The sequence below is a fragment of the Pseudomonas sp. 8_5_2 genome (assembly GCF_059295255.1).
Genome location: NZ_CM181238.1, coordinates 2,108,265 through 2,125,972, shown reverse-complemented (window position 1 = coordinate 2,125,972; position 17,708 = coordinate 2,108,265). Strand labels below are relative to the sequence as shown.

General features: G+C 63.3%; 15 protein-coding genes. 5 read left to right on the top strand and 10 right to left on the bottom strand.

Translation table 11 applies throughout. The features are described from left to right. Position 1: 1 nt before the first annotated feature. From AC5O5R_RS09780 to AC5O5R_RS09770, 3 genes are read right to left on the bottom strand one after another with little or no spacing between them, the layout of a single operon-like run. On the bottom strand, positions 2–997 hold the full coding sequence (locus AC5O5R_RS09780; RefSeq protein WP_172225341.1) for an ABC transporter permease: 996 nt from the start codon (positions 995–997) through the stop codon (positions 2–4). Then, positions 994–2,547: a sugar ABC transporter ATP-binding protein gene (locus AC5O5R_RS09775; RefSeq protein ID WP_494515229.1), complete on the bottom strand. Its 1,554-nt coding sequence runs from the start codon at positions 2,545–2,547 to the stop codon at positions 994–996. The genes AC5O5R_RS09780 and AC5O5R_RS09775 overlap by 4 nt, the downstream gene beginning before the upstream one ends. Positions 2,548–2,567: 20 nt before the next feature. Continuing rightward, the gene (locus AC5O5R_RS09770) at positions 2,568–3,527 is read right to left on the bottom strand and encodes a sugar ABC transporter substrate-binding protein (protein ID WP_494515228.1); all 960 of its coding nucleotides are present in this window, start codon (positions 3,525–3,527) and stop codon (positions 2,568–2,570) included. Between the two features lie 399 nt (positions 3,528–3,926). Between AC5O5R_RS09770 and AC5O5R_RS09765 the strand changes: the two genes are divergently transcribed. Beyond that, positions 3,927–5,015, top strand: coding sequence for an asparaginase (locus AC5O5R_RS09765; protein WP_172225350.1), 1,089 nt, complete (start codon positions 3,927–3,929; stop codon positions 5,013–5,015). 51 nt (positions 5,016–5,066) lie between these two features. Here AC5O5R_RS09765 and AC5O5R_RS09760 read toward each other — a convergent pair whose 3' ends face one another. The 3 genes from AC5O5R_RS09760 to AC5O5R_RS09750 all read right to left on the bottom strand — a co-directional run bounded on the left by AC5O5R_RS09760 (position 5,067) and on the right by AC5O5R_RS09750 (position 8,804). Next, positions 5,067–5,564: a GNAT family N-acetyltransferase gene (locus tag AC5O5R_RS09760; protein WP_172286383.1), complete on the bottom strand. Its 498-nt coding sequence runs from the start codon at positions 5,562–5,564 to the stop codon at positions 5,067–5,069. Between the two features lie 272 nt (positions 5,565–5,836). Continuing rightward, positions 5,837–7,933 (bottom strand): TonB-dependent receptor family protein, encoded by a 2,097-nt coding sequence (locus tag AC5O5R_RS09755; RefSeq protein WP_494515462.1) that lies wholly within the window; start codon positions 7,931–7,933, stop codon positions 5,837–5,839. 130 nt (positions 7,934–8,063) lie between these two features. Then, entirely contained in the window at positions 8,064–8,804 is a 741-nt protein-coding gene (locus AC5O5R_RS09750; RefSeq protein ID WP_218583479.1) for a GntR family transcriptional regulator, read from the bottom strand. Between the two features lie 136 nt (positions 8,805–8,940). Here AC5O5R_RS09750 and AC5O5R_RS09745 point away from each other — a divergent pair, with 136 nt between their 5' ends. The 4 genes from AC5O5R_RS09745 to AC5O5R_RS09730 all read left to right on the top strand — a co-directional run bounded on the left by AC5O5R_RS09745 (position 8,941) and on the right by AC5O5R_RS09730 (position 12,976). After that, entirely contained in the window at positions 8,941–9,225 is a 285-nt protein-coding gene (locus tag AC5O5R_RS09745) for a UxaA family hydrolase (protein ID WP_172225359.1), read from the top strand. A 2-nt stretch (positions 9,226–9,227) separates the two neighbouring features. Continuing rightward, positions 9,228–10,397: a UxaA family hydrolase gene (locus tag AC5O5R_RS09740; protein WP_172225362.1), complete on the top strand. Its 1,170-nt coding sequence runs from the start codon at positions 9,228–9,230 to the stop codon at positions 10,395–10,397. A 266-nt stretch (positions 10,398–10,663) separates the two neighbouring features. Then, positions 10,664–11,965: a C4-dicarboxylate transporter DctA gene (gene dctA / locus AC5O5R_RS09735; protein WP_172225365.1), complete on the top strand. Its 1,302-nt coding sequence runs from the start codon at positions 10,664–10,666 to the stop codon at positions 11,963–11,965. Positions 11,966–11,986: 21 nt separating this feature from the next. Then, positions 11,987–12,976, top strand: a complete 990-nt coding sequence (locus tag AC5O5R_RS09730) for an Ldh family oxidoreductase (RefSeq protein WP_494515227.1) — start codon at positions 11,987–11,989, stop codon at positions 12,974–12,976. An 87-nt stretch (positions 12,977–13,063) separates the two neighbouring features. Here the strand turns inward: AC5O5R_RS09730 and AC5O5R_RS09725 are convergent, their stop codons facing one another. From AC5O5R_RS09725 to hpsN, 4 genes are all read right to left on the bottom strand, one after another. Next, on the bottom strand, positions 13,064–14,071 hold the full coding sequence (locus AC5O5R_RS09725) for an alcohol dehydrogenase catalytic domain-containing protein (RefSeq protein ID WP_494515226.1): 1,008 nt from the start codon (positions 14,069–14,071) through the stop codon (positions 13,064–13,066). 33 nt (positions 14,072–14,104) lie between these two features. Then, complete coding sequence (locus AC5O5R_RS09720; RefSeq protein WP_172231608.1) at positions 14,105–15,442, bottom strand: MFS transporter; 1,338 nt, start codon at positions 15,440–15,442, stop codon at positions 14,105–14,107. A gap of 52 nt (positions 15,443–15,494) precedes the next feature. Next, positions 15,495–16,250 carry an SDR family NAD(P)-dependent oxidoreductase gene (locus tag AC5O5R_RS09715; protein ID WP_494515225.1) on the bottom strand — a complete coding sequence of 252 codons (756 nt, stop codon included), beginning with the start codon at positions 16,248–16,250 and terminating at the stop codon, positions 15,495–15,497. Between the two features lie 65 nt (positions 16,251–16,315). Next, positions 16,316–17,629, bottom strand: coding sequence for a sulfopropanediol 3-dehydrogenase (gene hpsN / locus AC5O5R_RS09710; RefSeq protein ID WP_172286377.1), 1,314 nt, complete (start codon positions 17,627–17,629; stop codon positions 16,316–16,318). Positions 17,630–17,708 lie beyond the last annotated feature (79 nt).

Below are 17,708 nucleotides of genomic sequence, written 5' to 3'. Positions count from 1 at the left end.
TTCAGTTCCGCCGGGCTGCACGCCGGCTGCGGTAAGTGTCCAGCACCACGGCGATGACGATCACCGCCCCGGTGATGATGCGTTTGGTGGGTTCGCTGGCGCCGATCTGCGCCAGCCCGGCGGCCAGTACAGAAATGATCAGTACGCCAAAAAAGGTGCTGATGACCGAGCCGCGCCCGCCCATCAGGCTGGTGCCGCCAATCACCACGGCGGCGATCACCTGCAGCTCCAGGCCGGCGCCGGCATTGGGGTCGGCCGCTTCCAGCCGCGATATCTGGAACAGCGCGGCCAGGCCGGCGAGCAGGCCCATCAGGGCGAACACCAGCACTTTGTACGGGCGCGGGTCGATGCCGGCCAGGCGCACGGCCTCTTCGTTGGTGCCGATACCGATCAGGTAGCGGCCGAACACGGTGCGGGTCAGCACCAGATGGGCCAGCACGATCACCAGCAAGGCGATGATGAACGCAGGGGAAATACCGAACGCGACCGGGTCGGAGAACCAGGCATAGGCATCGCCGATATAGGCAGTGCGCGAGTCGGTGAACTGGTAGGCCAGGCCACGGGCCATTTCCAGCACGCCGAGCGAAACGATGAACGACGGAATGCGCCAGGCCACGGTGACGGCGCCGGTAATGCTGCCCGCCAGCGCGGCCACGGCCATGCCCAGCAGCGCCGAAGGCAGCACGCCCCAGCCCCAGCCCAGAATCGCCACGCTTACCGCCGAGGCCGCCAGCGCAAGCACCGAACCCACCGACAGGTCGATGCCGCCAATGATCAGCACAAAGGTCATGCCTACCGCCAACACCATCAGGTCGGGGATCTGGTTGGCCAGGGTGCTGAAGGTGTTGTAGGACCAGAAATGGCTGCTGAGCAACGAGAACAGCACGATCATCGCCAACAAGGCGCCGGCCAGGCCCAGGTAGGTGCCCAGGCCATGGTAGCTGCCACTGCGGCGCACGGGGGTAGCGCCCTGGCTGTCAAGCGGGGTGGTTTTCATGCGTCCATCCTGGGGGCTGCATCATGCAGCAGCGCGTCACGTTTCTGATAACCGGCGAAGGCGGCCGCCAGCAGCTGGTCCTGGCTCCAGTGGTCACGGTCGAAGGTGTCGATCAGGCGGCCGGCGGACAGCACGGCGATGCGGTCGCAGATCAGCATCAGCTCGCGCAAGTCGCTGGACACCACTACCAGCGCCTTACCCTGGCGCGCCAATTCGGCCAGCAGGCCATAGATGTCGAACTTGGCTCCGACGTCTATGCCACGGGTGGGCTCGTCGAACAGCAATACCTGGCAGTCGCGCTCCAGCCAGCGGCCAATCACCACCTTCTGCTGGTTGCCGCCAGACAATTCGCCCACCACCTGGTGGGTGCCGGCACTGCGGATGCGCATGGCCTGGATCTGGCGCTCGGCCAGGGCCCGCTCGGCCTCGCCCTCGAGTACACCGGCGCGCGACACCGCGCCGAGGTTACCCAAGGCAATATTGGCGCTGATCGACTGGGTCAACAGCAGGCCTTCGCCTTTGCGGTCTTCGGTAATCAAGGCAATACCGGCCCGCACCGCCGCCCTGGGCGAATCGATCTTTACGGCCTGCAGTGGCTGGCCCAGCGCGATGCTGCCGCTGTCGGCACGGTCAGCGCCGTAGATCAGCCGCAGCAGCTCGGTACGGCCGGCGCCGATCAGGCCGGAGATGCCGAAAATCTCCCCTGCCCTGACCTCGAACGACACTTCGCGCACCTTGTCAGCGCGGCTGAGCTTGTCGACCTTCAGCAGCGGCGCGCCGATCTGCCGGCGGCCCAGGTCGATATGCTCGCCCAGTTCGCGGCCGACCATCAGGTTGACCAGCTCGGCGCTGCTGTAGCGCTGGATCGGCTCGTCGCACACCAGCTTGCCGTCGCGCAGCACGACGATGCGCTGGGCCACGCGCTGCAGCTCTTCGAGCCGGTGCGAAATATAGACGATGGCCACCCCGCGCTGGCGCAGCCGTTCGATCTGGGTGAACAGCAGCTCCACCTCGCGCGCGGTGAGCATGGCGGTGGGCTCGTCGAAAATCAGCACATGGCAGTCGCCGATCAGGTTGCGGGCGATTTCGACCATCTGCTGATGGCCGATGCCCAGCTCGCCGACCGGGGTGTCCGGGTCGATGGCGTCGAGGCCGACGTGGGCCATGGCAGCGGTGGCCAGCTGGCGCAGGCGCTTGTGACTGATCCAGCCAAAACGGCTGGGCAGGTTGTCGAGAAACAGGTTCTCGGCCACGGTCAGGGTCGGCAGCAGGTTCAGCTCCTGCATGACCATGCGTATACCCATGCGCTCGGCCTCGCTGCGGCTGCCGGGCGCATAGGCCTGGCCGCGGTAGCGCATGTGGCCGGTGGTGGGGGTTTCCAGACCACTGATCAGCTTGGACAGGGTGCTCTTGCCGGCGCCGTTTTCGCCGGTCAGGGCCAGCACTTCGCCGGCACGCAGGTTCAGGCTGACCTCGCCCAGCACGGGCTGGGCGTAGGTCTTGCCCAGGCCGCTGGCGGCGAGCACCACTTCATTGGCCGATGCCGGCATGGCCGTTTCTCCTGGCAGCGTCAGGGCTTCTTGGTGATGAGTTCGACCGGGGTCTGGATGACATTGTCGGCATCCACATCGGGCTTCTCGCCCTTGACCATTTTCAGCGCGGCCTGAATACCGTAAACGGCCTGCTGACTGGCAGCCTGGTCGAGGGTGGCGAGCACGCGGCCATCGGCAAGCATCGGCTTGATGGCGTTGATGTTGTCGTAGCCCACCACTTGCACCTGCCCGGCCTTGCCGGCGGCGCGCACGGCCGACACGGCGCCCAGGGCCATGCTGTCGTTGCCGGCCAGCAGGGCTTTCAGGTCGGGGTACTCGTTGAGCATGGACGCGGCAACCGCGTTGCCTTTGTCGATTTCCCAGTTGCCGCTCTGCACCGAAACGATCTGCATTTGCGCGGCATCCATGGCGTCCTTGAAGCCGGCGGTGCGCTGCTGGGCGTTGGTGGTGGTCGGCACGCCTTCGATGATGCCCACCTGGTCGCCGGCCTTGAGCTTCTGGCTGGCCAGGTAATCGCCGACCATGCGTGCGCCCTTGCGGTTGTCGGGGCCCACAAAGGGCACGCTGATGCCTTTGCTCTTGAGCAGCTCAGGGTCCAGGCGGTTGTCGATGTTGATCACCACCACGCCCTTGTCCATTGCCTTCTTGACCGCCGATACCAGCGCCTTCGAATCAGCAGGGGCAATAACCAGGGCCTTGGCGCCGGCATTGACCATCTGCTCGACGATGCGGATCTGTTCGCCGGTGTCGGTTTCGTTCTTGATGCCGTTGGCGACCAGCTCGAATTGGTCGGGGTGGGCTTTCTGGTAGTCCTTGGCGCCGTCTTCCATGGTGCGGAAGAATTCGTTGGCCAGCGACTTCATGACCAGGGCGACCTTGGGCGGGTCTTCGGCGTGGGCGGCGGAAAACGGCAGGGTGAGGGACAGCGAGGAAACGACAGCGAGGGCCAGCAGACGACCGGGGAACGGCAGTTTCATGGACGATGACTCCGAATCTTGTTTTTTTATCGGATCGCAAACGTTTGCGTTGACTAACTATGGTAACAGGACCGTGGTTTGTCAATGCCGCTTGGCTATCGTTGGCCAAAACACTGCTGGCCCGATTATCCAGATTTTTTCCGAAAAACCGAACACCTTTTCCTATGCTTGTTCGGAATCTCGAATGGAATGCTTGCCTTTGCAGGCGCGGCCTTGTGTCGCGATGGGCTGCGCAGCAGCCCCAGGATGGATGATTCAGCGAAGAAAGTCGGGGCTGCTACGCAGCCCATCGCGGCACAAGGCCGCTCCTACAGACAGCACGCTCCGGTGTGGTATGAAAAGTGCCTGAAACACGGGGCGACACAACAAACGTCTCATTAGGAAGAGAGAACAATAACGATGAATGCCGCACTGAAAACCTTCGCCCCCAGCGCACTCGCCCTGCTGCTGATCCTGCCCGCCACCGCCTCGGCCAAAGAAGCCGAAACCCAGCAGAAGCTGGCCAACGTGGTCATCCTCGCCACTGGCGGCACCATTGCCGGTGCTGGCGCCAGCGCCGCCAACAGCGCCACCTACCAGGCCGCCAAGCTGGGCGTCGACAAGCTGATCGCCGGCGTGCCGGAACTGGCCGATATCGCCAACGTCCGCGGCGAGCAGGTGATGCAGATCGCCTCCGAAAGCATCACCAACGAAGACTTGCTGAAACTGGGCAAGCGCGTTGCCGAACTGGCCGACAGCAACGACGTCGACGGTATCGTCATCACCCACGGCACCGACACCCTGGAAGAGACCGCGTTCTTCCTCAACCTGGTGGAAAAGACCGACAAGCCGATCGTGGTCGTCGGTTCGATGCGCCCGGGCACCGCCATGTCCGCAGACGGCATGCTCAACCTGTACAACGCCGTGGCCGTGGCCGGCGACAAGCAGTCGCGTGGCAAGGGCGTGCTGGTGACCATGAACGACGAGATCCAGTCGGGTCGTGATGTCAGCAAATCGGTCAACATCAAGACCGAAGCCTTCAAGAGCGCCTGGGGCCCGATGGGCATGGTAGTGGAAGGCAAGTCCTACTGGTTCCGCCTGCCGGCCAAGCGCCACACGGTCAACTCCGAGTTCGACATCAAGCAGATCAGCAGCCTGCCGCAGGTGGACATCGCCTATGGCTATGGCAACGTCACCGACACCGCCTACAAGGCGCTGGCACAGGGCGGTGCCAAGGCGCTGATCCATGCTGGTACCGGCAACGGTTCGGTGTCGTCGCGGGTGGTGCCGGCGCTGCAGGAACTGCGCAAGAATGGCGTGCAGATCATCCGTTCGTCCCACGTCAACCAGGGTGGCTTCGTGCTGCGCAACGCCGAGCAGCCCGATGACAAGAACGACTGGGTCGTGGCCCATGACCTGAACCCGCAGAAGGCGCGGATTCTGGCGATGGTGGCGATGACCAAGACCCAGGACAGCAAAGAGCTGCAGCGGATCTTCTGGGAGTATTGATCGCTTAACCCAAGGAAGCCGGGGCACCCTCGTGCCCCGCTTCCCTGGGTCTCACCCCTGCAGGTTCATGACCATTTCATGCCAGGCCATGCCGCCGTGGTCAGAGGGCGAAGGCTGTACGTACTGATAGCCCATCTTGCGGTACAACTCGACGTGCTGTTCCTTGCACATCAGGTGAATGGTCTGCTTGCCCTGCGCCTTCATGCGCTGGATGAATTCATTCATCAGCAACCTGGCGTAGCCTTTGCCCTGTTCTGCCGGGTCGACCACTACCGACATGATCACCACGTTGGGTGCCTGCGGGTCGTGGCCGACCAGTTCCTTGAACGCTTCGTCGGACATCACTACCTGGTGGGCGCAGCCGCTGTTGATGAAGCCGACGATGCCTTGCGAGTCTTCGAGCAGCAGGAAGCCTTGCGGGTACTGGCTGATACGGGTGCGGATCTTTTCCAGGGTGGCGGCTTCGTCACCCTCGTAGGCGCCAATCTCGATGGCGTAGCAGCGCTCGGCGTCTGCCACGACAGGCTGGCGGAATTGCGTGTTGCTCATGGGACAGGCTCCAGAATCAGTTTGATTGTATTATCGCAGTGCATGGCACCGGCTGCGCCGGTGAGCGCTGGCAAGCCAGGCTCCCACCGATACTGCAGATGGCTTGACACCCATGCAGTCGAAGCAGGAGCGGCCTGGGGAATCAAGGCTCGATACGCTTCAGGTCATTCAACAACTCCATCAACTGCTGCAGCTTCTGTTCGTCAAACTGCGCTTGGATCGGCCCGGTGGGGAGTATTCCGGGCCAGCCCCAAAACCTGTCAGCAACACCGTTACCGGAACCGATACTCCAACCCCGCCCCCGCATACCAGGAGCGCCCAGGCGCTGCCTCGTAGTACCGCCCATTGCCGTCGCCGACAATCACCGACCCCACGTACTGCCGGTCAAACAGGTTGTCCAGCCGCACCAGCTGGTGGAACGTCCACGCCCCGACATGCTGCTCGAACCGCGTGCGCCAGTTGAACACGGCATACGCCGGCGCCGCCTTGGCGCTGTTGCTGTCATCCACGTAGACCTTGCTGCGGTACTGGCCTTCAACACCCATGCTGATGGACGCGACGGGCTTCCACAGCAGCTCGCCATACAGGTTGTCGAGCGGCACACCGGGCAACCGGTTACCGCTTTCGATGGTCTGACTGACATCCTCGGCGTAGCGCGCATCGGTGCGGGTGTAGACCAGGGTGGTCTGCCACTGCTCGCTCAGGTCACTCTGCAGGCTCGCCTCAAAACCGCGCCGCACAGTACGCCCGGCATTGCGATAGCTGGTGCGGCCGTCTTTTGAACTGTCGACGACGATTTCGTCATCGGTCCGAATCTCATACACCGCCGCATTCAGCCGCGTGCGTTCGCCAAGCCGGTACTTCACGCCCATTTCATACTGCATGCTGGTGGCGGGTTCGAGGCCGAAGTTGAAGCTTTCGGCGGTACCCGGGGCATAGGCCATCTCGGCCTGCGTGGGGGTTTCGAAGCCTTTGCCAACACTCACGTAGCCACGCAGGTCAGGCGTGAACGCGTACATCACCGACAGCGAAGGTGTGGCCTGCTGGTACTTTTTCGAGCCGCTGGAATCACCGTTGGCCAGGTAATGGTCATCTACCCGCATTTCCATCGTGCTGTAGCGCAGCCCCAGCTCGCTGGTCCAGTTGCCGATTTCCCAGTGGGCCTGAAGGTACGGGTCCAGGCTGGTGGCGGTGTCCTGCTCGTCACGGCGCAGTTCGCCCTTCACGCCTAGCTGATCGCCGCTGAAGTTCTGGTAGCCGCGGCGGTCGTCCTTGCTCTGGTCGTAATCGGCGCCGACGGTAAAGGTGAGGTTGCCCGGCACAGCGGCAACCGGCTGGATCCAGCGCAGGGTGCCACCGTGAAACTGCCGATCAAAATCCACCACCCCGCCACCGCGCTGGCTGTTGGAGGCAACTGCCCTGGGAATGGACAGGTACTGCACCACACTGCGCTGCCCCGCATACAGGTTGAACTGCAGCGTGGCATCGCCGAAATAGCGCTCGTAGTTTATGCCAAGCTGCTGATGATCGATGCTCTTGCGGGTGTTGTAGGTATCCGCCACTGGGGCGCTTGAACGCGGGTCGTGTTTGTAGGCGTCCCAGGTCTGCCCCAGCGGGTCCTGCGTGTTGTTCTGCTCCAGGCTGCTGTAGATCAGCGCCAGGCGCGAGTCATCGTCGAGCTTGAAATTGACCTTGGCGAAGGTCTGATCGCGACGCGCGGCACTGTGGTCGCGGTAGCCATCGGTGTCCATGCGCGATGCATCCAGGACGAAACCGGCGGTGTCGGTACCGCCTTCGGCAGACAGGTGGTTCTTGTTGCCATCGCTGCCGAAGGTGGTTTCGGCGCCGACCCGGGCCGGCCCCTGGCCGTCACGGGTGAACATCTGGATCACCCCACCGGCATTGCTGCCGTACAGCGTCGCGGCAGGGCCGCGCAGCACCTCGATGCGCTCGGCCACGTCCAGGTTGAGCGTGGCCGCCTGCCCCTGGCCATCGGGGGTGCTGGCGGGTATACCGTCGCTCAGCAGCTTGATGCCGCGTACACCGAACGCTGAACGGGCACCGTAGCCGCGCGAGGAAATCTGCAGGTCCTGGGCGTAGTTCTGGCGGTTCTGCACCACCAGCCCCGGCACCTTGGTCAGAACTTCCGACAGGTTGACGCCAAGCTGGCCGTCGGTGCCGTTGGACAGGTCAACGGTATCGACCGAAAACGGCAAGTCGAAGCTGCTGGTGGGCGCATAGGCACCGGTGACCACCATGGGGTCCATGACCACCACATCGGGGGCACGGGGGGCGGCATGGCCAGCGGCATTCATGCCCCCTGCCAGAAACAGGGCAAGGCCCGTGCGTGCGGGTAAACGAGAAGGGATTTGATACATGCAAAACTTCCTGAAACCCAGGCCGACCCTTTGCAGGTCACGCCCGGGGCAACGCCACCGTGCGGCTGGCACGGTATACGAAAGCAGATAGATGAATTCAAAGGGTCTTGGTAACGCAGGCCTAGATCCTGTTGATGTAACAGTGGCCTTGGGTGCTGACCACCGACAGCCGCTTCTCGATTGCCCTGCCCTGGTAATCCAGCGCAATGCGCACGATCTGCAGCAGCGGCGCGCCTGGCTCCAGACCCAACAACTGGGCCTGATCGGCATCGGCACAGATAGCGAAAATACGCTCATCGGCATGCGCCACCGTTGCCCCGAAGCGCTGCTGATATAGCCGGTAGAGGGTGTTGGGCAGCACTTCCGGCTGGCGCTCCAGGCCGAAGAAACGCTCGGCACACAGGATGATGTCTTCGTAGATGGCTGGCTTGCCGTCCAGTTCGCGGATACGCGAAATATGGATGACCTTGGCCCCCGGCTGCAGGCCCAGCGCTTGTGCTTCCTGCACGCTGGCCTTGCGTACCTTGCGCCCCAGCACGATCGACACCGGCAGGCAGCGTTCGCCGTCCGGGCGGCAGATATTGAAGAAACGGAACAAGGCATGGTCACCATCATGGGTGGCAACCGACGTTCCCTTGCCCTGCTGGCGTACCACCACATTCTCGGCCACCAGCTCATTGAGCGCCTTGCGCAGCGTGCCGACGCTGACCTGATAAGTGGTCGCCAATGCCGCCTCGCTGGGAATGAACGTGCCAGGTGACCACTCCCCTGACTGGATGCGCTCCATCAGCAAGTCTTTGATCTGCATGTACAGCGGCTGAAAGGTCGGGGCCTTGGGCGGATTTTGCAGGGCGTCGTTCATGGGCATCTGGCGTCGGCAGTTCGTAGAGCTGGAGTATAACCCGAACGAGGGAAAAAGCATCTCGCCTTGACTATCCTACAACCTATGTCCTATACATGACCTACGGCATATGAATGACCGTCACAGGAGAACAACAATGAGCATTGATTTTGTCGTCCACGACGCCGACGACGCTGTCGGCGTCGTCGTAGTCGAAGGCGTGCAGGCGGGCCAGAAGTTGACAGGTTGGGTCATGGACCAGGACCAGACCCTGGAATTCGTGGTGCGTGACGCCATCCCGATCGGCCACAAACTGGCCATTCGTGACCTGCAGGAAGGCGATACCGTGATCAAGTACGGGGTCGATATCGGCCGGGTCGTCAAGCCCATCCGTGAAGGCGAGCACCTCCACGTCCACAACGTCAAAACCAAGAGGTGGTAAGCATGGAACTCAACGGGCGCACTTTCCTGGGCTACCGCCGCGACAATGGCCGTGTGGGCATTCGCAACCACGTGATCATCCTGCCGGTGGACGACATCTCCAATGCCGCTGCCGAAGCGGTGGCCAACAACATCAAGGGCACCCTCGGGCTGCCCCACCCTTATGGTCGGCTGCAGTTCGGCGAGGACCTGGAGTTGCACTTCCGCACCCTGATCGGCACCGGCTGCAACCCCAACGTCGCAGCAGTGGTAGTGATCGGCATCGAGCCAGGCTGGACCCGACGCGTCGTCGAGGGTATCCGCGCCACCGGCAAACCGGTGGAAGGCTTCTGGATCGAGCAGAACGGCGACCACAACACCATCTGCGCCGCCTCGCGCAAGGCCCGCGAGTTCGTGCAGTACGCCACCGAGCTGCGCCGCGAGGCATGCGACATCAGCGAGTTGTGGGTGTCGACCAAGTGTGGCGAGTCCGACACCACTTCCGGCTGTGGCGCCAACCCCACCGTCGGCAACGCTTTCGACAAGTTGTACGCCCAGGGCTGTACCCTGGTGTTTGGCGAAACATCAGAGCTGACTGGCGGCGAGCACCTGGTCGCCGAGCGTTGCAGCACCCCGGCGGTGCGGGAGAAATTCCAGTTCATGTTCGACCGCTACAGCGCCATGATCGACCGCTGGAAAACCAGCGACCTGTCCGAGTCGCAACCGACCAAGGGCAACATCGAGGGGGGCCTGACCACCATCGAGGAAAAAGCCTTGGGCAATATCCAGAAGATCGGCCGTAAATGCCGGGTGGACGGTGTGCTGGACAAGGCTGAGGAACCCACCGGGCCGGGCTTGTGGTTCATGGACTCGTCGTCTGCCGCCGCCGAAATGGTGACCTTGTGCGCAGCGTCCGGGTATGTGGCGCATTTCTTCCCCACCGGGCAGGGCAACGTCATCGGCAACCCTATCTTGCCGGTGATCAAGATCTGCGCCAACCCGCGCACCTTCCGTACCATGGGTGAGCATATCGATGTCGATGTATCTGGCCTGCTGCGGCGCGAGATAAACATGGACGATGCGGGCGACCGCCTGCTCGACATGCTGATGCGCACTGCCAACGGGCGCTTCACCGCCGCCGAAGCGCTGGGGCACCGCGAGTTCGTGCTGACCCGGTTGTTCGAAAGCGCCTGACCGGCCACGCCGTTGCCTGCCACGGGCAACGGCGTTGGTTTTTTGCCTGCGTTCAAGAAGTACGTCTCACAACAACCATAAATGGAGACCTTCATGAAACCGCTCCGCCCTGCCCCCACTCCTCCTCCCCCTCCGCTGTTTCTCCCCCAGCCCGCGCAACCACCACGACCGTACTGACCTGCACCGGGCCCTACAAAAATAAAGACCCTGTTCCCTGCCCTGATCAGCGCGATTGGCGTGGGGTATACGCTCATGGAGAAACAACCGTGAAAATTCTCAAGAACCTGTATGTCCAGGTAGTCATCGGCCTGATCGCCGGTATTCTTCTCGGCTACTGCTGGCCCTCGCTCGGGGTCGAGATGAAGCCCCTGGGTGATACCTTCATCCGCCTGATCAAGATGCTCATCACCCTGGTGATCTTCTGCACCGTGGCCATCGGCATCGCGCGCATGGAAAGCCTGAAGGAGCTGGGCAAGGTCGGTTTCAAGACCTTCATGTACTTCGAAGTGGTGACCACCCTGGCGCTGCTGCTGGGCATGATCATCGCCAACCTGGTGCAGCCCGGTGCCGGCATGAACATCGACCCGGCCAGCCTCGACGGTGGCGCCATGTCGCAGTACCTGGACCAGGTACACGCGCAGGAGTCTTCCAGCCTGCTCACCCAGTTGATCCCCAACTCGGTGGTCGGCGCCTTCGCCAGCGGCAACCTGCTGCAGGTATTGTTGTTCTCGGTGCTGTTCGGCGTGGCGTTGTCCGGCATGTCCAGGCGCAGCCGGCTGGCCGCGCGGGTGATCGAACAGTTTGGCGAAACCCTGCTGCGCATCGTCGGCATGATCATGTGGCTGGCTCCGATCGGCGCGTTCGGCGCCATGGCCTTCACCATCGGCAAGTACGGCATCGGTGCACTGCAGCAGATGGGCCTGCTGATTGTCTGCCTGTATGTCACCAGCCTGCTGTTCATCGGGATTGTCCTGGGCTCGATCAGTTTTGCCTGCGGGGTCAATATCTGGTCGCTGCTCAAGTACTTTCGCGAGGAGTTGCTGATCGTGCTGGGCACCTCTACCACCGAGTCGGTGTTGCCCCGGCTGATGCAGAAACTGGAACGGCTGGGTTGCGACAAGTCGGTGGTCGGCCTGGTGCTGCCAACGGGCTACTCGTTCAACCTCGACGGCGCCGCCATCTACCTGACCATGGCCTCGCTGTTCCTGGCCCAGGCGTTGAACATCGATTTGTCGTGGGGCCAGCAACTGAGCCTGCTGGTGATCTTGCTGATCACCTCCAAAGGCGGTGCCGGGGTGGCCGGTGCGGCCCTGATAGTGCTGACAGCGACGCTGGCCAGCCACGACATCATTCCCGTAGCGGCGATTACGCTGATTCTGGGCATTGACCGCATTCTCAATGAAGTACGGGCCCTGACCAACATGATGGGCAATGTGGTCGGCACCCTGGCGATTGCCCGCTGGGAAGGCAAGCTCGACCTCGCCCAGGCCCGCGCTGAACTGGCCGCCCCTGGCCGCTTGCCGACGCTTGATCAAGCCCCCCTGAACCTTTCGCAGAAAAAATCATGACCCCCTGCAAGGAGCCAATTCATGACTGTGCAAATCAGCGTTCGACGTGCCCGTGATCTGGCGGTGCAGGCCCTGCTCGGCGCCGGCATGCCGCAAAGCAGCGCGCAGAGCTGCGCCTATGCCCTGGTGCAGGCCGAATGCGAAGGCCTGCCATCGCATGGCCTGTCGCGCTTGCCGTTCTACCTTGAACAGATGGCCACTGGCAAAGTCGACGCCAAGGCCGTGCCAGATATGTCGGTCGAAGGCGCGGTGGTGCGGGTTGACGCTGGCTTCGGCCTGGCCTTCGCGGCCATCGATGCCGGGCTCGGCCCGGCGATGGCCACGGCACGGCGGCTGGGTATCGCGGCATTGGCCATCAGCCGCTCGCACCATTTCGGTGTGGCCGGGCAACCGGTAGAACGGGCCGCGCGCGAAGGCTTGCTGGCCCTCGCCCTGAGCAATGCGCCAGCGGCAATGGCGCCTTGGGGCGGGCGCACACCGTTGTTCGGCACCAATCCCATCGCCTTCGCCTCGCCCCGCCTGGACGACGCACCTGTTGTCATCGACCTGTCGCTGTCGAAAGTTGCCCGCGGCAAGGTGATGCTGGCCAGGCAGGCCGGCACGTCGATCCCGGCCGGTTGGGCCATCGACCAGGTCGGGAACGACACTACCGACCCGGCGGCTGCGCTGGCCGGCAGCATGCTGCCCATGGGCGATGCCAAGGGTGCTGCGCTGGCCTTGATGGTCGAGTTGCTGACGGCTGGCCTGACAGGCAGCCACTTCGGTTTCCAGGCCAGCTCGTTTTTCGATGCCCAAGGCGACGCGCCGGGGGTGGCTCACCTGTTGTTGCTGATCGACCCGCAACGGTTCGGGGTGGGCTACCTGAGCCATGTCGAAGCGTTGTTCGCGGCCATGCTGGAGCAGCCTGGCGTGCGTTTGCCAGGGCAGCGGAGGATGCGCGAGCGGCAGGCCAACAGTGACTTCATCGAAGTGCCGCAGGCGTTGCTGGATACGTTGCAAATGTGCGCCTGAGCTCACCAGCCTGGGGTGCATTGCGCCCCATTCACGCGACAAGCCCGCGCCTGCAACGACCGCACAGGGACGGGCTCATGCTGCCTGTCAGACGTCCGGCAACAACACCAGCTTGCTCGACGCCGTGCGCTGCGCATGCAGGTCGCCGAAGGCCTGCGCGCCCTCGCTCATGCGCCGCGTCTCGACCCAGCCCAGATCACCGAAGGCCCCGTCTTCCAGCGCCTGTACCGTGGCATGCATGTCGGCCATGCTGTAGGTGTAGGTACCCAGCAGCGACACCTCGGCCAGCGTCAGCTTGCGCATGTCGATTTCGCTGGCCCAGTCCTGCAAGCCAATGTGCATGATCACACCGCCCGGCTTTATCGCCTGCAGCGCGGCGTGACGGGTGGCTTTGGCCCCCACCGCATCGATCACGTAGTCGAACGCGTCGACCGGGGTATCCGCTTGCAGCGGGTTGAACACCTCGCAGCCTGCACGCTCGTGGGCAGACTCGCGGCGCAGTGGGTTTACCTCGGCCATGCTCACCCGTCGGCAGCCATAGCTGCGCAACAGCAGGGCAGCCAGCAGCCCCACCGCACCGCCACCGATGACCAGGGTACGCAGCTCGGGCAGTGGCCGCGCCAGCACACGCAATGACAGGTTGATGGCATGCAGGGCAGTGGCCGCAGGCTCGGTGATTGCCGCCTGCACCATCGACAGGCTGTCGGGAATGTGGATCACCGACGCCGCCGGGATCGCCAGGAATTCGGCGAAGGCACCCGGCCGGCTCATGCCGATCATGCTGCGGTTGGCGCACAGGTTGTCGCGCCCGGCACGGCAATATTCGCAGTTGCCGCAGGTAATCAGCGGGTTCGCGGTAACCCGCTGGCCCTCCTGCAGCCGCGGGCTGGCACTTGCCACTACCACGCCTGCCAGTTCGTGGCCCAGCACCAGCCCCGGCTGGCGCCGCGGGTCGTGGCCGTGGAAGGCGTGCAGGTCCGAACCGCAGATACCGGCAGCGGCCACTTTGATGATTACCTCCCCGGCCTGCAGCGTCGGGTAGGGCCGCTCCTGCAACTGCATTTGCATCGGTTGGGTGTAGACAAGCGCTTTCATGGCTGCTCCTTGTTGTTGGGGTCCTGCATCGCTTCAGCGTGCCGGGGCAGGCTGGTAACCCGGCTCGGTCATGCCCTGCGACTGGTGCCGGCCAATCCAGCGGGCGCACCAGGCACTGAGCAAGCCGATGCCAAGCACGTAACTGCACAGCAACCAGGGATCGCCGGCGTTCATGCCCGTCAGCAATGCAGCGATGATGGGTGTCATGCCCCCCGCGAAAACCCCGGCCACCTGGTACACGAACGAAATGCCGGTGTAACGCACCGAGGCGTCAAAGCACTCCGAAAACAACGACGACATGGTGCCGAACACGGCCGCATGGAAGATCCCGAAGGGGATGATGATCGCCAGCCACACCAGCGCCAGTTGCCCGGAAAAGCTGTGCATCACCCAGAACGCCGGGAACACCGACAAGGCCGACAGCAAGGCCCCGGCACCATACACCCGCGCCTTGCCAACACGGTCCGCCACATGGCCCCACAGTGGAATGAAACAACTCATCAGCAAGGCGCTCAGCATGATCCCCACCAAGGCACTGGTGCGCGGCAGGTTCAGCGATTGCGTCAGGTAGTTCAGCGAATAGACCCCGAACACATTGAAGAACACCCCATCGATCATTCGCGCGCCCATGCAGGCGAAAATCATCCGCGGGTAACGCCGCAACATGATCAGGATCGGCAGCGCCTGCCGGGCCGGGGCATCAGCCTGCGGGCGGGTTTGCTTGAAGTCCTGGGTTTCACTGACGTGGGTGCGAATGTAGCTGCCCAGTAGCACGAACACGCCACTGAGCAGGAATGCGCAACGCCAGCCCCAGCTCATGAACTGCTCATCGCTGAGCAACCAGGACAGCAGGCCGATCACCCCCGATGCAATGACCAGGCCCAGCGACATGCCGATCTGCGGCAGGCTGGCGTAGAACCCGCGGCGCGCCGGCGGCGCCGACTCGTAGGTCATCAGCACCGAACCACCCCACTCCCCGCCCAGGCCGATGCCCTGCAGGATGCGGCACACCAGCAGCAGGATGGGCGCCAGCACGCCGACCTGATCGTAGGTCGGGATCAGGCCGATAACGACCGTGGCACCGCCCATCAACGCCAGGGTGATGATGAGCATTTTCTTGCGGCCCAAGGTGTCACCAAAATGGCCGAAGACAATGCCGCCGACCGGCCGCGCGATAAACCCCACGGCGAATACGCCATAGGACAACAGTACCGAGATCAATGGGTCGTCGGCGGGAAAGTACAGCTTGTTCAGTACCAGGCCGGCAACGACCCCATACAGGAAGAAGTCATACCATTCGATCACCGAGCCAAGCACGCTCGAGATCGTGGCACGACGCAGGTTGGATGAGGCAGGCGCAGTGGAAGTCATTGTTGTTATCTCCACGGTCGAACCGGTTGTGGCCGCCTGCTGGGCGGCCTGGTTAATTGGCGGTGTAGCCACCATCGACCATCAACGTCTGGCCGGTGACGTAGCTGCTGGCATTGCTGGCAAAGAACAGCGTGGCACCCACCAGGTCCTCGAGGTTGCCGTTGCGCCCGATGCATGTGCGTTCGGCATGGCGCTGGGCCAATGCCTGGTCGGCGAACACCTGAGCCGTCAAGGCGGTAGGAAAGAACCCCGGGCCGATGGCATTGCAGGTGATGCCGTGACGCGACCAACGTTGGGCGATCGCGCGGGTAAGCTGGACGATGCCGCCTTTACCGGCGCCGTATGGCGCACTGTCGGCGAAGGCGCGGCTGGACTGCAGCGACGCAATGTTGATGATGCGCCCCCAACCGCTGTCGGCCATGCCTGGGGCCAGAGCCTGTGCCAGGAAGAACGGCGCTTTCAGGTGCAGGGCCAACTGCTCATCCCAGGTCTGCGGGCTTACCTGCTCGAAGGGTTCACGGCGATTGACGCCAGCGGCATTGACCAGGATGTCCACCGTGCCGAGTGACCGCGCCGCCGCTTGCAGGTCATCCACGCAGGTCAGGTCGCAGCATCGGTAACTGGCTTCGATATCGGCCTGTTGCAAGTGCGCAACCTGCTGCTGCAAGGCTGCTTCGCTACGCGCCATCAACACCACACGGGCGCCCGCAGACCCCAGTGCCTGGGCCATCAGCGCGCCGATGCCGCTACCGCCCCCGGTCACCAGCGCGGTGCGGCCTTGCAGGTCAAACATTACTGCCGGGTTCATGCATCACTCCTGTCGCCCGGGCCAGCGCCCGAGCGGGTATGGGTAGATGAGCAGGGACGATTGCTTCAGCGGGTAACCGGCTCACCGCAATCGAAGCCTTCGCCCGGGAAGTACTTGGCCAGGCGGTCATCGGCCGTGCGCGCATGGGCCTCCATGCCCTCCAGGCGCGAGATGCGCGCCGTCACCTGGCCGATCTGGCGCACAGCACTGCGGGGCATGCGTTGCCAGGTCAAGGTCTTGAGGAACTTGTGCACCGACAATCCTCCCGAGTAGCGGGCTGCACCTTTGGTCGGCAGCACATGGTTGGGCCCGCTGCATTTGTCACCGAAGGCCACCGTGGTTTCTTCACCGAGGAACAGCGAGCCATAGCAGGTCAGGTTGTCCAGCCACCAGCCAAGGTCGTGCGCGTGCACTTCCAGGTGTTCGCTGGCATAACGGTCGGACACCTCTACCACCTCGTCACGGCTGTCGCACAAAATCACTTCGCCATAGTCGCGCCAGGCGCAGAACGCCGCATCGCGGGCTACCGGCGGCAGGGCTTCGATCAGCTCCGGTATCTTGGCCATCACCGCCTGGGCGAGGCTGCGCGAAGTGGTGAACAACCAGGCCGGCGACTCGTGACCATGCTCGGCCTGGCCCACCAGGTCACTGGCCACGATAGCCGCATCGGCGCTGTCATCGGCGATAACCGCCACCTCCGAAGGCCCGGCGAACACATCGATGCCCACCTTGCCGAACAGGGCGCGCTTGGCCTCGGCGACAAACTTGTTGCCGGGCCCCACCACGACATCGGCGGGCTTGCCGCTGAACAGGCCGTAAGCCATGGTGGCAATGGCCTGCACCCCACCCAGGGTCATGATCAGGTCGGCACCGGCCGACTTGAAGGCATACAGCACATAGGGGTGGATGCTTTCTCCCAGAAACGGGCTGGAACATGCCAGCACCGTCCTTACCCCGGCGGCCTTGGCCGTGGCCACCCCCATGTAGGCCGAAGCGATATGCGCATAACGCCCTGCCGGTGCGTAGCAGCCCACCACATTCACCGGGATCACCCGCTGCCCGGCAATTACTCCGGATGGCAGGGTCACTTCAAGGTCTTCGATGGAGCGTCGCTGGGCGCAGGCAAATTCATACACTTGGCGCGCGGCGAAATCGATGTCGTCACGAACACGTTTGGGCACCTGCGCAGTTCGCCGGTCGATCTCGGCATCGCTGAGCACGATATCGCCCTGCCACTTGTCGAGCGTGCGGGCATAGTCGCGCACCGCGTCCTCGCCGCGCCGCTGGATGTCTTCGAGCATTTCGGTTACCACCCGCTGTGCTTCGGCTGTGTTGGCGTCGGCAGATTTGCTGGCCTGCTTGAGGTAAGTGATGGTCATGGTGTCTCCGGCAAATGTTCTTGCAAAGAAATGAAAGCGCTTTCATTCAACGTAGCCTCTGCTCCGCCAAGATCAAGAA